This is a genomic window from Blautia sp. Marseille-P3087 (assembly GCF_900120195.1).
GTDB lineage: Bacteria > Bacillota > Clostridia > Lachnospirales > Lachnospiraceae > Blautia_A.
On record NZ_LT635539.1, the window covers coordinates 3,007,873 to 3,022,082 of the forward strand.

General features: G+C 45.3%; 16 protein-coding genes and 1 pseudogene. All 17 read left to right on the forward strand.

What is annotated here, in order from left to right; all coding sequences use genetic code 11:
• Nucleotides 1–76 precede the first annotated feature (76 nt).
• A complete protein-coding gene (locus tag BQ7344_RS14325; protein ID WP_072523083.1) occupies nt 77–1,255 on the forward strand; it encodes an FtsW/RodA/SpoVE family cell cycle protein in 1,179 nt (392 codons plus the stop codon).
• Nucleotides 1,256–1,345: 90 nt separating this feature from the next.
• Nucleotides 1,346–1,579: an acyl carrier protein gene (acpP, locus tag BQ7344_RS14330; RefSeq protein WP_072523084.1), complete on the forward strand. Its 234-nt coding sequence runs from the start codon at nt 1,346–1,348 to the stop codon at nt 1,577–1,579.
• A gap of 67 nt (nt 1,580–1,646) precedes the next feature.
• Nucleotides 1,647–3,095, forward strand: coding sequence for a glutamate--tRNA ligase (gene gltX / locus BQ7344_RS14335; protein WP_072523085.1), 1,449 nt, complete (start codon nt 1,647–1,649; stop codon nt 3,093–3,095).
• A 5-nt stretch (nt 3,096–3,100) separates the two neighbouring features.
• The gene (locus BQ7344_RS14340; protein ID WP_072523086.1) at nt 3,101–4,930 is read left to right on the forward strand and encodes an ATP-dependent helicase; all 1,830 of its coding nucleotides are present in this window, start codon (nt 3,101–3,103) and stop codon (nt 4,928–4,930) included.
• On the forward strand, nt 4,927–5,475 hold the full coding sequence (locus BQ7344_RS14345; protein WP_072523087.1) for a 4'-phosphopantetheinyl transferase family protein: 549 nt from the start codon (nt 4,927–4,929) through the stop codon (nt 5,473–5,475). Before BQ7344_RS14340 ends, BQ7344_RS14345 begins: the two co-directional genes overlap by 4 nt.
• A 51-nt stretch (nt 5,476–5,526) precedes the next feature.
• The gene (locus BQ7344_RS14350; RefSeq protein WP_159431382.1) at nt 5,527–6,447 is read left to right on the forward strand and encodes an Ig-like domain-containing protein; all 921 of its coding nucleotides are present in this window, start codon (nt 5,527–5,529) and stop codon (nt 6,445–6,447) included.
• A gap of 51 nt (nt 6,448–6,498) precedes the next feature.
• Entirely contained in the window at nt 6,499–7,503 is a 1,005-nt protein-coding gene (gene spoIIIAA / locus BQ7344_RS14355; protein WP_330392881.1) for a stage III sporulation protein AA, read from the forward strand.
• Complete coding sequence (locus tag BQ7344_RS14360) at nt 7,497–8,015, forward strand: stage III sporulation protein AB (protein WP_072523089.1); 519 nt, start codon at nt 7,497–7,499, stop codon at nt 8,013–8,015. Before spoIIIAA ends, BQ7344_RS14360 begins: the two co-directional genes overlap by 7 nt.
• A 28-nt stretch (nt 8,016–8,043) precedes the next feature.
• Entirely contained in the window at nt 8,044–8,238 is a 195-nt protein-coding gene (gene spoIIIAC / locus BQ7344_RS14365) for a stage III sporulation protein AC (protein ID WP_072523090.1), read from the forward strand.
• Nucleotides 8,239–8,251: 13 nt separating this feature from the next.
• Nucleotides 8,252–8,638 carry a SpoIIIAC/SpoIIIAD family protein gene (locus BQ7344_RS14370; protein ID WP_072523091.1) on the forward strand — a complete coding sequence of 129 codons (387 nt, stop codon included), beginning with the start codon at nt 8,252–8,254 and terminating at the stop codon, nt 8,636–8,638.
• Nucleotides 8,635–9,849: a stage III sporulation protein AE gene (locus BQ7344_RS14375; protein WP_072523092.1), complete on the forward strand. Its 1,215-nt coding sequence runs from the start codon at nt 8,635–8,637 to the stop codon at nt 9,847–9,849. Before BQ7344_RS14370 ends, BQ7344_RS14375 begins: the two co-directional genes overlap by 4 nt.
• Nucleotides 9,850–9,852: 3 nt before the next feature.
• Entirely contained in the window at nt 9,853–10,428 is a 576-nt protein-coding gene (locus tag BQ7344_RS14380) for a stage III sporulation protein AF (RefSeq protein WP_072523093.1), read from the forward strand.
• The gene (locus BQ7344_RS14385) at nt 10,343–10,723 is read left to right on the forward strand and encodes a hypothetical protein (protein WP_227196503.1); all 381 of its coding nucleotides are present in this window, start codon (nt 10,343–10,345) and stop codon (nt 10,721–10,723) included. The genes BQ7344_RS14380 and BQ7344_RS14385 overlap by 86 nt, the downstream gene beginning before the upstream one ends.
• 19 nt (nt 10,724–10,742) lie before the next feature.
• The gene (locus BQ7344_RS14390) at nt 10,743–11,495 is read left to right on the forward strand and encodes a SpoIIIAH-like family protein (RefSeq protein ID WP_330392907.1); all 753 of its coding nucleotides are present in this window, start codon (nt 10,743–10,745) and stop codon (nt 11,493–11,495) included.
• A gap of 94 nt (nt 11,496–11,589) precedes the next feature.
• On the forward strand, nt 11,590–13,179 hold the full coding sequence (locus BQ7344_RS14395) for a peptide chain release factor 3 (RefSeq protein ID WP_072523096.1): 1,590 nt from the start codon (nt 11,590–11,592) through the stop codon (nt 13,177–13,179).
• Nucleotides 13,180–13,255: 76 nt separating this feature from the next.
• Nucleotides 13,256–13,642, forward strand: coding sequence for an Asp23/Gls24 family envelope stress response protein (locus BQ7344_RS14400; protein ID WP_072523097.1), 387 nt, complete (start codon nt 13,256–13,258; stop codon nt 13,640–13,642).
• A 90-nt stretch (nt 13,643–13,732) separates the two neighbouring features.
• A pseudogene (gene nusB / locus BQ7344_RS14405) lies at nt 13,733–14,125 on the forward strand (transcription antitermination factor NusB); the annotation flags it as partial.
• Between the last annotated feature and the right edge of the window lie 85 nt (nt 14,126–14,210).

The window sequence follows — 14,210 nt, forward strand, 5'->3', positions numbered from 1 at the left end:
AGACAGGGAAACGGATTGTGTGCCGTTTCCCTGTTTTTTCTTGCGGTTAGAAAAGGAGTCTGCTATACTGTACATTATGAGCAGAGAAAAAAAAGCAATTAAAAAACCAAAAACAAAAAAGAAAACAGATTACTATGATTACAGTCTTCTCGCTGTTATCATTCTTTTGACATGTTTTGGTCTGGTCATGCTTTACAGTACCAGTTCCTACATGGCAGAGCTGAATTACGGTGATGACATGTATTACTTCAAAAAACAGGCGGCAATCAGTTTTGGATGTATTATCATAGCACTTGGAATTTCGCAGATCGACTATCATATTCTGACAAAATTTACCGGGGTGCTGTACGGAATGGCAGCTATTTTGATGATGTTGGTTAAGACACCTCTCGGAAGAACGGCGAATGGTGCAAGGCGTTGGCTGAATCTCGGCCCTCTGTCCTTTCAGCCATCCGAGGTTGCAAAGATTGCAGTTATTGTGTGCCTGTCCTATATGATCGTCAATATGGGCAGGAATATTAAAACACTCAAGGCATTTATGATCCTCGCAGGAAGCGGAAGTGCACTTGCATTTCTGGCATATGCATGTACCGATAACTTAAGTACCGCGATCATCATTTTCTGCATCACGATGGGACTGATCTTCATTGCGCATCCGAAGGTGAAACCTTTTCTGATCGCGGCAGGAGTAGGTATTGTGCTGATCATTATTTTTGTTATGATCTTAAGCTCTTCTCTCGAGACGAGTTCCAGTTTTCGTCTGCGCCGTATTCTGGTATGGTTACATCCGGAGGATTTTGCATCGGGTGATGGTTATCAGACGATTCAGGCACTGTATGCGATCGGTTCCGGCGGATTTCTCGGTCGTGGTCTCGGAAACAGTATCCAGAAGCTCGGAAGCGTACCGGAAGCACAGAACGATATGATCTTTTCAATTGTATGTGAAGAACTTGGCATCCTTGGTGGAATTATTCTTTTACTGTTGTTTGCATACCTTCTGTATCGATTGTTTTTTATCGCACAGAATGCACCGGATCTGTTTGGATCGCTGATGGTCAGCGGTATTTTTATACATATTGCACTGCAGGTTATTTTTAACATTGCGGTTGTATTGAATCTGATGCCGAATACAGGTGTTACACTGCCGTTCGTCAGTTACGGAGGTACTTCAATCGTGTTCCTGATGTCGGAGATGGGACTTGCCTTAAGCGTGGCAAGACAGATTAAGTTTAAAGAGCCTGAAAGGCTTCTCTAAAATCTGGAAAATCTATTGACAAATACTTTTCCAGAATATATACTTTGCACATCAAAGCAGAGATAAGTTACTTGATAAAGGAGAAAAGCAATGTTAGAAGAAATGAGAAAAATGATTGCGCAGCAGTTAAACTGCGAAGAAAGTGAGATTACCGCAGACACTTCTTTTAAAGATGATCTTGGAGCAGATTCTCTCGACCTTTTTGAACTGGTAATGGCTCTTGAGGATGAGTACAATATAGAGATACCTGCCGAAGAACTTACAGAGCTGGCAACTGTGGGAGATGTGATCGAATATCTCAGAAGCAGAGGTATTGAAGCATAAGTTTTAAAGTATTCCCTGAGGCAGCAGTGTCTCAGGGGTTTTACATTTTGAAAGGAAGGAAAGAACGATGACAAAAATCAGAACCAGATTTGCACCGAGCCCGACAGGAAGAATGCACGTCGGCAATCTTCGTACAGCACTCTATGCATATCTTATTGCAAAACACGAGGACGGAGATTTTATCCTCCGTATTGAGGATACCGACCAGGAGCGTTATATGGAAGGTGCAGTCGATATTATCTACCGTACCATGAAAAGCACCGGACTTATTCATGATGAAGGACCGGACAAGGACGGTGGTGTCGGACCATATGTACAGAGTGAGAGACAGGCATCCGGCCTTTATCTGAAATATGCAAAACAGCTTATCGAGCAGGGGGATGCTTATTATTGCTTCTGCGGACCGGAAGAACTGGAATCCATGAAACGTGTCGTTGCTGGCAAAGAGATTTCTATCTATGACAAGAGATGTCTGCACCTGTCCAAAGAAGAAGTGCAGAAGCGTCTTGATGCAGGCGAACCGCATGTTATCCGTTTCAACATGCCGACAGAAGGAACCACCACTTTCCATGATGTTATCTATGGTGATATCACTGTAAATAACGAGGAGATGGAGGATCTGATCCTGATCAAATCCGACGGATACCCGACTTACAATTTTGCAAACGTTGTAGACGACCACCTTATGGGAATCACACATGTAGTCAGAGGAAATGAGTATCTTTCTTCCGCACCGAAATACAACCGTATTTACGAAGCATTCGGATGGGATATTCCGGTCTATGTACACTGTCCGCTGATCACAAACGAAGAGCATCAGAAGCTGTCCAAACGTTCCGGACATTCTTCCTATGAGGATCTTCTGGAGCAGGGATTTGTGACAGAAGCAATCGTAAACTTTGTTGCACTTCTCGGATGGAGCCCGCAGGACAACTGTGAGATCTTCTCCCTCCCGGAACTGGTCAAAGCTTTTGATTATCATCACATCAGCAAATCACCGGCTGTATTTGATATCACCAAGCTTCGCTGGATGAATGGCGAATACATCAAGAAAATGGATCCGGAAGAATTCTATGAGAGAGCACTTCCATACATGAAAGAAGTCCTCAAGAAAGATTACAACTTCCGCAAGATCGCAGGTATGGTTCAGACAAGAATCGAGACATTCCCGGATATCCCGGCGTTGATCGATTTCTTTGAGGAAGTACCGGAATACGATTCTGCAATGTACTGCCACAAGAAAATGAAAACAAACGAAGAAACTTCTCTTGCTGTCCTGAAAGAAGTACTTCCGGTTCTGGAAGCACAGGAAGATTATACCAATGATCCGCTGTTTGCATCCTTAAGCGCATTTGTAAAAGAAAAAGGCTACAAGAACGGCTATGTAATGTGGCCTCTGCGTACAGCAGTATCCGGCAAACAGATGACACCGGCAGGAGCTACAGAGATCATGGAGATCATCGGTAAAGAAGAAACACTGAAACGTGTAAAGGCAGCTATCGAAAAGCTCAGCTGATAAATATGAAACGAAATCCATCTCAATCAAGGGCAATCGCCCACCTGTCAGGACCGATGATGGTTCTGGCAGGCCCCGGTTCGGGGAAAACTTCCGTAATCGTAGAGAGAACTGCATATATGACAGGTGAGGGTCAGATTCCGCCGGAAAATATTCTGGTAGTGACTTTTTCCAGAGCCGCAGCAAAAGAAATGAAAGAACGCTTTCTTAAATTTACCGGACAGTCTGCAACAAGGGTGACGTTTGGTACATTTCATGGAGTGTTTTATGGAATCCTCAGGCAGGCATACGGATTTACTGCAGCCAATATTTTGTCCGAAGAAGAAAAGTCCGGCATTTTAAAAGAGCTGATTCTGAATTACGGTGGAGATCTGGCAGAAGAAGGGGACTTCCCGGAAGAAATCGCAAAAGAGATCAGTGTGGTCAAGGGAAATCGGATTTCTCTGGAATATTATTATTCTTCCTGCTGCCCGGACGAAGTATTCCGACAGATTTACAGTGGCTACTGTCAGACATGTCAGGCACGGCGCAAGCTGGACTTTGATGATATGCTTCTCTACTGCTATGAGCTTTTTGTTCAGAGGAAGGACATTCTGGCGGCATGGCAGAATAAATTTCAGTATATTCTGGTCGATGAGTTTCAGGATATCAATCATCTTCAGTATGATATTGTACGGATGCTGGCGAAACCGCAGGACAATCTTTTTATTGTCGGGGACGATGATCAGTCCATCTATCATTTCCGTGGGGCGAGGCCGGAGATCATGCTTAATTTTACGAAAGATTATCCGAAGGCGGAGACGGTTACGCTCGATGTAAATTACCGTTGCAGCGGCAGGATCCTTGCTTCGGCACTTCGGCTGATCGGATCAAATAAAAAGAGATTTCAGAAGAATCTTTCAACACCGAATCAGGAAGGAAATGAAGTGACCATAAGTGAATACCAGAATCCGCGGGAAGAATATCTGTCTGTGGTCGCGCGGCTTCGTGAGAGGATGGAAAAAGGAGATGATCTGAAAGATACGGCACTTCTTCTCCGTACCAATCAGGAGGCGGAAGGGCTGGTCGGAGCGCTGATGGAACGGCAGGTGCCATTCTATATGAAAGAAAAACTGCCGAATCTTTTTCATCACTGGATATGTCGGAATCTGCTTGCTTATATGCGTTTTGCAAACGGGGACAGAAGCAGGAAAAATTTTCTGGAATTTATGAACCGTCCGAACCGGTATATAGCGAGAGATGCCCTGTCGCTTTCACCGGAAATATCTTTTGATCAGCTAAAAGAATATTACAAGGATAAAGACTGGATGTGTGACCGTCTTACTACACTGGAGACGCACCTGCGGATTCTGAAAGGACTGGCACCATATGCGGCGATAAATTTTATCAGAAAAGGTATGGGATATGAAGAATACTTGCGTGAATATGCAGAGTATCGTAAAATAAAACCAGAAGAGTTGAGTGAAATTCTGGATCGGCTGACCGAGAGTACGAAGGGTATGGACAGCCTGAAAGAATGGGAAGATTACATAGAGGATTATACGCAGAAGCTGGAAGAACAGGCACGCAAACAGGAAAAAGAAAGGGAGGGCGTTCTGATTTCCACTCTTCACGGAGTTAAGGGACTGGAATACGACAGGGTGTACATCCTCAATGTAAATGAAGGGAGCATGCCATACAAAAAAGCTGTTCTTGAAGCGGCAATCGAGGAAGAACGGAGACTTTTTTATGTTGGCATGACACGCGCCAGAAAAGAGCTGACTCTGTGTTACGTAAGACAGCAGTATGAGAAGAAACGGGAACCGTCCCGGTTCCTAAAGGAGGCTGGAGTATGAAGGCGGTTATTTATTTTACAGAGGTTGCACAGCAGTACGAACACAAAAACATGGAGCATATGATCGGAGAAAAGCTTCTTGAGACAGGGCTTTTGCAGGAATACGGATTGAAACTTTCGAGAGAGCCAAGGGCGACGGGAGAGCACGGAAAACCATTTTTAAGCCTGCAGCCGAAGATTCATTATAACATTACCCATTCCGGTAAGTACGTAATGTGCATCCTTGCCGGTCAGGAAGTGGGAATTGATGTGCAGCAGCACCGTAAGGCAAATTATGAGCGGATGCTGGAACGGATGGTTCCACAGGATATGATCCGGGAGATCCTGGATGCAGATGAGCCGGAAAAAGCCTTTTTTACACAGTGGGTACTTCGGGAGGCCTACATCAAATGGACAGGAGAAGGACTTTCGAGAGATCTTCGAACCATCTCGCTGGATGAAGGCTCCTATATACTTTTAGATCTTGGGGAGGATTACAGTGGCGCCATATGGTCGCAGGATCCTCTTGAATTACGGTGGGAACATGTCGATGTACAGCTTCCGTAAATGAAACGCCTCGCAGCGAAAACTGAGAAGAAAGGTACGGTAACTGGTACGGTGAAAAAAACAAAAGTTCAGGTTTCCATAAATTCAGGAGAGTGTATATGGGAAATTGCTGAGAGGACAGAACCTACCTGCGTGAAAAACGGAAAACTGATAGAGAAATGTAAACTTCATCAAGACACCAGAGAAACTTCAATACCTGCAACAGGTAAACATACTTATAAATGGGTAACAGACAAGAACCCGACGTGCGGTGCGGCAGGAAGCAAACATCAGGAATGTACAGTCTGCAAGGCAAAGGGTAGCATCGAAAAAATTAAAGCAACCGGTAAACACAGCATGGGTGCATGGAAAGTTACCAAAGCTGCCACTGCAGTTGCAGCAGGTGTGAAAGAACGCACCTGTAAAGTATGCGGCGGTGCAAAAGAAAGGGCATCCATTGCAAAACTTAAAGCAACTCTGACTTTAAATGTTCCGGTAAACAGAACACTTCCGATGAAGATGAGACAGACTTTCCAGGCAAAAGTTTCAGGTCTTGCAAAAGGCGATAAGGTAGTGTCCTGGAGAAGCAGCAACAGAAGAGTTGCCGCAGTATCCGGAAATGGCAGGATTGTAGCACAGAGAATAGCTGGAAATGCAGTGATCACAGTAAAACTTGCAAGCGGAAAAACTGCGAAGTTTACGGTAAGAGTGCAGAGAACAGATGTTGCAACAACAGCAATCACTGTGACAAATAAGGCAACCAGAAGAAGATTAACAGGTACAGTCAATCTGAAATTACGGAAGAACCTTGCACTGGGTGTAGGTTTAACTCCGCTTACGAGTACACAGAGAGTAACGTATTCTACTTCGAACAGCAGAATTGCAAGTGTTAATTCGAGAGGCGTTGTTACAGCAAGAAGAACCGGTACAGTGACTATTACCGTGAGATCAGGCAGAAAGATTGCAAGAATCAGAGTAAGAGTTACAAGATAATAAGCAATAACACGAAGAAACCTTCCACGGTTAATGTGGGAGGTTTTTTCGTTGAAAGGAAAATTCCGGCAGAAGCTTTTGGTTGCCGTACTAAATTCGGATCCTTCACATATATTATGTGTAAGAGAGGTGAGGACAATCAGGGCGGAACAGGTACAGAATCTTTTTGCAGGGAATATCAGGAAGCTTCTTTTGGATGCAGCGCAGAATTATGAGCGGATCTATGAAATCCGCCTTAGGGTGGGACGACCGGTATTTCTCTGTTATGATGGCGGCGAAAAATTTCTCCGTACAAAAGATGCTCCCTATCTGGTGACCAGACAGGATCTTAAAGAAACACTGGAGTACATCAGTGGATATTCCCTGTATGCGTGTGAAGATGAACTGCGGCAGGGTTATATCAGTGTACAGGGCGGACACCGTGTGGGCGTGACCGGCAAGGTCATTCTCGATCAGGGAAACATCCGCAGCATCAAATATATTTCCTGTGTCAATGTCCGGCTTGCACACCAGATACTTGGGTGTGCGGATGCGGTGATGCCTTTTATCCGAAATAAAGAAAACATCTGTCATACACTTCTGATCTCACCGCCGGGCTGCGGCAAGACAACGCTTCTTCGGGATATGGTGCGCCAGATCAGCAACGGGAATGAGAAACTTCCGGGAATGACGGTCGGACTGGTTGATGAGAGGGGTGAACTGGCAGGATGTTATCAGGGAGTTCCGCAGAACGATGTGGGCATGCGCACCGATGTGCTGGACGGCTGTCCGAAAGCAGAGGGAATGCAGCTTCTGATCCGTTCAATGTCACCGACAGTCGTAGCGGTGGACGAGCTTGGTAAAGAGGAGGATTTCCGGGCAGTGGAGTCGGTGATTCACTGTGGCTGCACACTTCTTGCAACAGCACATGGAAATTCACTCGAAGACATCATGGAGCAGCCTTTTTTTCAGAAACTGAAAAGTATGCAGGTTTTTGAACGCTACATCATACTTGGCAGACAGAAACGAAACGGAAGGAGCGTACAGATTCTGGACGGGAAGGGGAAACCATGCTGAGGGCTGTCGGGGCATTCCTGGTATTTCTTGCATCTGCCGGAATGGGCTGTCAGGAGAGTCGGAAACTGTCCGAACATATACAGGCATTGGAGGATTATTTACAAGTGATCATCTGTCTGAAAGGTGAGATTCGCTATGGAGGAAGTTCCCTTCCGGATGCGTTTTGCGAAGCTGCGATGCATTGTTCGGAGAGATATGCTGTTTTTCTTAAAACAGTATCTGAAAAAATGGAAAACCGACAGGAAGAAGATCCGGGAAGGATTGTACGCCAATGTGCAATGGAATATCTCAGAGAAAATGCGTTGTCAGCAGAAGAAAAGGAACGGATAGCTCAGCTTGGAGAACGGCTTGGGTATCTTGACCGGGAGATGCAGCTTCGGCAGCTTTCACTTTATGAAAGTGAATTTGAACGGATGATACAGAATGCGAAGGAGGATGCTCCGGCAAAGAAAAAAATGTATCACAGTCTGGGCATTTTCGGCGGTGCAATGATTGCGATTCTGTTTTGGTAGGAGGAAATCCGGGGAAAGGGGGCGTGGAATGGAAGTCACGATAATATTCAAAATAGCGGCGGTCGGAATCCTGGTTTCCATTCTGTCACAGGTGCTGAAACACAGCGGAAGGGACGAGCAGGCATTTATGGTCAGTCTTGCCGGGCTTCTTATCGCTCTTTTCTGGATAGTCCCCTATATTTATGAACTGTTTCAGAGTATTCAGAAGCTGTTTGTGATCTGAGAAGGGAGGCAGTATGGATATCATCCGGGTTTCGATGCTTGGTATGTGCGGTGTGATCATGGGATTTTTCCTGAAAGGAACGCGTGCGGAGTATACAGCATTTATCACAATGGGAATCGGAATTATGATTCTCGGACTTGCCGTGGGAAAACTGGAATACCTTTTTCAGACACTGGGAAATCTGCAAAAAAGTGTTTCTGTCGATCAGGAGTATTTTTACACGCTGATCAAAATGGTGGGGATCACTTATATCGGACAGTTTTCAGCCGGAATCTGCAAAGATGCCGGACATCAGGCAACTGCGGCGCAGATTGAGCTTTTTTGTAAATTATCGGTCATGGTCTTGAGCATTCCGATTCTTCTGGCACTGCTTGAGACAATTCAGGAGTTTCTGGCATGAAAGTTATCTGGCTGCTTTTATTGCTGACTTTTACATGGACATTACCATCGGCTTGTGTACGTGCAGAGACAGGGCAGATTATTGCAAAAACAGAAACAAATCCGCAATCCGACAATATGGAAACAGACCTGCAATCGGAAATGGTTCAGACCAATACCATGCAACATCTCCTCGATGATCTGGAACTTACGCAGGTGCAAAAGATGCTGGATGACATGCTCGGAGAAAACAGTTTTTCACTTACGGATACGCTGGTCAGTCTGACAAGAGGCGAGAAGATTTTTTCCGGCAAAGATCTGCAGGGGATTTTTTACCGCATCTTTTTTGGACAGCTTGAAAAACAAAAAGGACTTTATATCAGGATACTGCTGCTGATTTTACTCGCGGCAGTTTTTTCGAATTTTGCAGCAGTTTTTGATAACGGACAGATCGGAGACACTTGTTTTTATGTGGTGTATTTATTGCTTTTTATGGTCTGTATGGATTCTTTTTCCGGCATGAGCCGGGCACTTCAAAATGTCCTTTCCTGGATGGCGGAATTTATGCGGGTGCTGGCTCCTGCCTATTTTCTGACAGTTTCTGTCTCAGCGGGGACGACCAGTGCGGCAGTTTTTTATGAAGGAGTGCTTTTGCTTGTCTGGCTGGTGCAGAGTCTTCTTCTTGGCATATTGCTTCCGGGAGTCGGAATGTATGTTTTGTTATCGCTTATTAACCATCTGTCAAAAGAAGAAATGCTGGATCGGATGGCAGAACTTTTAAAAACTGTCGTGAACTGGGGACTTAAGACTATGCTCGGGGCAGTTGTAGGACTTCAGGTGGTGCGTAATCTCGTGGCACCTGTTATCGACACTCTAAAACGAAGTATGGTCGGAAAGGCAGCCGGTGCGCTTCCGGGAATCGGGAACGCAGTCAATATGGTGACGGAACTTGTGCTGACAAGTGCGGTGCTGGTGCGCAACTGTCTGGGCGTTGTGATCCTTCTGGCATTTGTGGCGGTCGGTGTCGGACCGGTGATCCATTACGGACTGCAGTCACTTGTGTATCGCTTTCTTGCGGCAGTGGCGCAGCCTGTTTCAGATAAAAGAATCGTCGAGTCACTGGCAACCATGGGGGAAGGATGTGCGATGCTTCTGAAAGTGCTTTTTACTGCGGAGGTGCTTTGCATGCTGGATTTTGTGATCCTGATGACCAGTGTGGGAGGAGGCGCATAAGATATGAAAGAATCTTTTTATCAGTGGGTAAAAACGCTGGCAGTTTTTTATATTCTTTTTTCTGCCGTTCTGCATCTGATCCCGGACTCAAAATATGAGCGTTACATCCGTTCGTTTATGGGGCTGCTTCTGATTTATATTCTGTGTACACCTGTTTTTGCCGTTTTCGGGCGGGGGAGCGAACTGGCTGAAATTTTTTCCGACAGATATACACAGGAGATGCAGACGCTCGAAACGGAAGAAACAGAGAATCTTCAGGACTTTTATCTGCGTGAAGGTTATTGCCGGGAAATCGAAACAGAAATCGCGGCACTCTGCAAAAAAAGCGGAATAAAACTGACTGATACAGTCGTACATATAGAAGGAGAGACGGTATCGGCAGTGCTTTATATAGAAGAAAAAATGACGGTGGAGCAGGAAAGGGGGCTGAAGGATGCGCTCGGCAGGAACTTCGGAATCGAAGAAAAAAACTGTCAGATCATGGATTCAGGGAATGAACAGGCAGAGATGGGCAGTCGTATTGCTGGCGGGACTTCTTCTGATGGTGATCTCACTTCCGGTATCAAAGGCAAACAGTGACACAGCAGGCGAAAAGCATCTTACGGCTTCGCAGACAACACAGGAGCAGAAGTCAGAGCTTGAAGAAAAACTGGAGAATCTTCTTGAAAATGCAGAAGGAGTCGGTAAGGTAAAAGTGATGCTTATGGAGGAAGGCGGACAGGGCGTTTATAGTGCCGGAGAAACCGAAGTTACGGGAGTCCTGATCGTGGCGGAAGGGGCAGACAACGCAGTAACTGTCCAGAAGATTCAGCAGGCAGTGATGGCATTATTTCAGATAGATGCGCATAAAATTAGAATAATAAAAATGAAATGAGGAGTAAAAATTGAAAAAAGTGATAAGAAAAAATCAGGTCATTATCACCTCACTGGCGATATTGATCGCGATAGCCGGTTATCTGAACTTTGCAGATGTGGATCTGGGATTTGGTGAAAAAGAAGCAAGTACGGAGAGCAGCAGTATTCTTGATCAGGTGGATTATGATCTGAGCGATGAGTCGGCAGCAGCAGATGAAAACAGTGTCACAGAAACTGCGGAGGGGCCGGAAGACGGCAGTACACCGGGAGAAGCCGTACTGACGGGTGCATCGGATTTTGCGGCGCAGGCGAAGCTTTCGAGGGAACAGGTGCGTTCACAGAGCAAAGCAGATCTGCAGGCAATTCTGAACAACACAGAAGTAGGGGATGACCAGAAGCAGGAAGCGGTCAATACCATGGTGCAGATGACCGAGATCGCAGAAAAAGAGGCGGCAGCAGAAATGCTTCTTGAAGCAAAAGGGTTCGAAAATGCAGTTGTCAATCTGACCGGTGAGACCGCGGATGTGGTAGTACCGGAAGCAGATCTGGAAGATTCCAGACGTGCACAGATCGAGGATATCGTAAAACGTAAGACCGGCATCGCACCGGAGAATATAGTGATCACACCATTAAATGAAAGCGAAGACACCACTGTTTCGGAAGATACATCTGTTGCGGAAGATACGGCGGATGACGGAACGGCAGCAGAGGATCAGGCGGAAGAAACTGCTACATACGATGATCAGGAGACTTCAGGAGAGGAAATCGTGACAGAAGGGATCTACGATTAAATACAGGGAATTTTCTTGACATCAGGGTATTCTATATACTAGAATAAAAAGTTGTATAGAAATTGGAAAATGGATAATAGACAGGAGGCAAAACGTGTCTAAGTATGCGAAAGAAATAGAAAAAAGAAGAACCTTTGCCATTATCTCCCACCCGGATGCAGGTAAGACGACTCTGACAGAGAAGTTCCTGCTGTATGGAGGTGCCATTAATCTGGCAGGCAGCGTTAAGGGTAAAGCCACAGCCCGCCATGCAGTATCTGACTGGATGGAAATAGAGAAAGAGAGAGGTATTTCCGTAACCTCTTCCGTATTACAGTTTCATTATGATGGGTATTGCATCAACATTCTGGATACACCGGGACATCAGGATTTCTCAGAGGATACCTATCGTACACTGATGGCTGCCGATTCCGCAGTCATGGTTATTGACGGAAGCAAAGGTGTGGAGGCACAGACAAGAAAGTTATTCAAAGTCTGCGTTATGCGCCACATTCCTATTTTTACATTTATCAATAAAATGGACCGTGATGCAAATGACACGTTCGACCTTCTTGATGAAATAGAAAAAGAACTCGGAATTGCGACATGTCCAATCAACTGGCCGATCGGTTCCGGTAAGAAATTCCGCGGAGTTTATGACAGAAACACACACAAAGTCCTGACTTTCTCTGATACACAGAAGGGAACAAAGGAAGGCGTCATTGAGGAAATCAATATCGACGATGCACGTCTTGATGACATTGTAGATCCGGATCAGAGAGAACAGCTTATGGAAGAGATTGAGCTTCTGGATGGTGCAAGCGTTGATTTTGATCAGGAACAGGTAAGTAAAGGAAACATGACACCGGTATTTTTTGGTTCTGCGCTGACAAACTTTGGTGTTGAGACATTTCTGGAGCACTTCCTCAAAATGACGACTTCTCCGCTTCCGAGAATGTCGGATGAGGGCGAGATCGATCCGATGTCTGATGATTTTTCAGCGTTTGTATTTAAGATTCAGGCAAACATGAACAAAGCACACAGAGACAGAATCGCATTTATGCGTATCTGTTCAGGAAAATTTGATGCATCTCAGGAAGTTTACCATGTACAGGGCGAAAAGAAGATGAGACTTCTCCAGCCGCAGCAGATGATGGCAGAGTCCCGTCACGTAGTAGACGAGGCATATGCCGGTGACATTATTGGTGTATTCGATCCGGGCATCTTTTCCATCGGTGATACGATCTGTGCACCGGGTAAGAAATTTGCTTTTGAAGGAATACCGACTTTCGCACCGGAGCATTTTGCACGTGTACGCCAGATCGATACCATGAAACGTAAACAGTTCGTCAAAGGTATCAACCAGATCGCGCAGGAAGGTGCCATTCAGATTTTCCAGGAGTTTAATACCGGTATGGAAGAGATCATCGTCGGTGTTGTCGGTGTACTTCAGTTTGATGTTTTGAAATATCGTCTGGAAAATGAATACAACGTAGAAATCCGCCTGGAGAACCTTCCATATGAACACATCCGCTGGATCGCAAACAAAGAGCAGGTTGACGTGGCGAAGATTTCCGGAACTTCAGATATGAAGAAAGTCACGGATCTGAAAGGCAATCCGCTGCTTCTGTTTGTCAATGCATGGAGTGTGGGGATGGTTGAAGACAGAAATCCGGATCTGGTGCTTACAGAATTCAGTAAATAAACCTTTTAATTTGCAGCCAGATTTGATATACTAAAACCATCAATTATTCGATTCGAAATCCGCAGGAGGAATTGAAATGGCAGAAAAAAGAACAACTTATAAATTACAGGACGTAGGAGGAATCGGCGAAGTAAAGATCGCTGATGAAGTAGTTACCGTGATCGCCGGACTTGCAGCGACAGACGTAGACGGTGTTGCTTCCATGGAAGGCAATATCACAAACGAACTGGTAAGCAAACTTGGTGTCAAGAATCTTTCAAAAGGTGTTAAGGTAACCGTCCTTGAAGGTGTTGTTACCGTAGACCTGACACTGAACATCGAGTTTGGCAAGAATATCCTTGAAGTCAGCAAGAAAGTTCAGGACAAAGTAAAATCATCCATTGAAAATATGACAGGCCTTGAAGTTGCAGATGTAAACATCCGCATCGCAGGCGTTGATATGGAGAACGAAAAAGGAAAGTAAACCTTTCCTTTTTTCTTTACTGTGAGAGTACTGCACAGTTATGTTTTGATAATGAATGTCTGCGTGGGCAGACATTTCCCAGGAGGAAATATGCGAAGAAGCGAGCAGAGAGAACATATCTTTAAACTGTTGTTTATGACACAGTTCAATACAGAAAACGAGATGCCGGAACAGCTTTCCATCTATTTTGAAGGACTAGGTGAAGTCAGCGAGAAAGATCAGGAAGCTATCCAGCAGAAATACGACCACATTCTGGAACATCTGGAAGAAATCGACGGAATCCTGAATGATTACAGCCGTGGATGGAAGACTACACGTATGAACCGTGTGGATCTGACCGCTCTGCGTCTGGCAGTTTACGAAATGAAAATGGACGCGGACGTTCCGGTCGGAGTAGCAATCAACGAAGCCGTTGAGCTTGCCAAACTTTTTGGCGGTGAAGACTCAGGCTCGTTTGTAAACGGTGTCCTTGGCAAGATCGCCAGCGGCAGGAAAGATTCCGGTGAAGAACCGAAACATCCGCGTCGTCAGACACATTCTGCAAAGATCATTATCCGGTCTTCAAAGA

Bases quoted from the DNA above. Each gene is read 5' to 3' on its own strand.
- BQ7344_RS14325 (WP_072523083.1), top strand. From the start codon at position 77: ATGAGCAGAGAAAAAAAAGCAATTAAAAAACCAAAAACAAAAAAGAAA.
- acpP (WP_072523084.1), top strand. From the start codon at position 1,346: ATGTTAGAAGAAATGAGAAAAATGATTGCGCAGCAGTTAAACTGCGAA.
- gltX (WP_072523085.1), top strand. From the start codon at position 1,647: ATGACAAAAATCAGAACCAGATTTGCACCGAGCCCGACAGGAAGAATG.
- BQ7344_RS14340 (WP_072523086.1), top strand. From the start codon at position 3,101: ATGAAACGAAATCCATCTCAATCAAGGGCAATCGCCCACCTGTCAGGA.
- BQ7344_RS14345 (WP_072523087.1), top strand. From the start codon at position 4,927: ATGAAGGCGGTTATTTATTTTACAGAGGTTGCACAGCAGTACGAACAC.
- BQ7344_RS14360 (WP_072523089.1), top strand. From the start codon at position 7,497: ATGCTGAGGGCTGTCGGGGCATTCCTGGTATTTCTTGCATCTGCCGGA.
- spoIIIAC (WP_072523090.1), top strand. From the start codon at position 8,044: ATGGAAGTCACGATAATATTCAAAATAGCGGCGGTCGGAATCCTGGTT.
- BQ7344_RS14370 (WP_072523091.1), top strand. From the start codon at position 8,252: ATGGATATCATCCGGGTTTCGATGCTTGGTATGTGCGGTGTGATCATG.
- BQ7344_RS14375 (WP_072523092.1), top strand. From the start codon at position 8,635: ATGAAAGTTATCTGGCTGCTTTTATTGCTGACTTTTACATGGACATTA.
- BQ7344_RS14380 (WP_072523093.1), top strand. From the start codon at position 9,853: ATGAAAGAATCTTTTTATCAGTGGGTAAAAACGCTGGCAGTTTTTTAT.
- BQ7344_RS14385 (WP_227196503.1), top strand. From the start codon at position 10,343: ATGAACAGGCAGAGATGGGCAGTCGTATTGCTGGCGGGACTTCTTCTG.
- BQ7344_RS14400 (WP_072523097.1), top strand. From the start codon at position 13,256: ATGGCAGAAAAAAGAACAACTTATAAATTACAGGACGTAGGAGGAATC.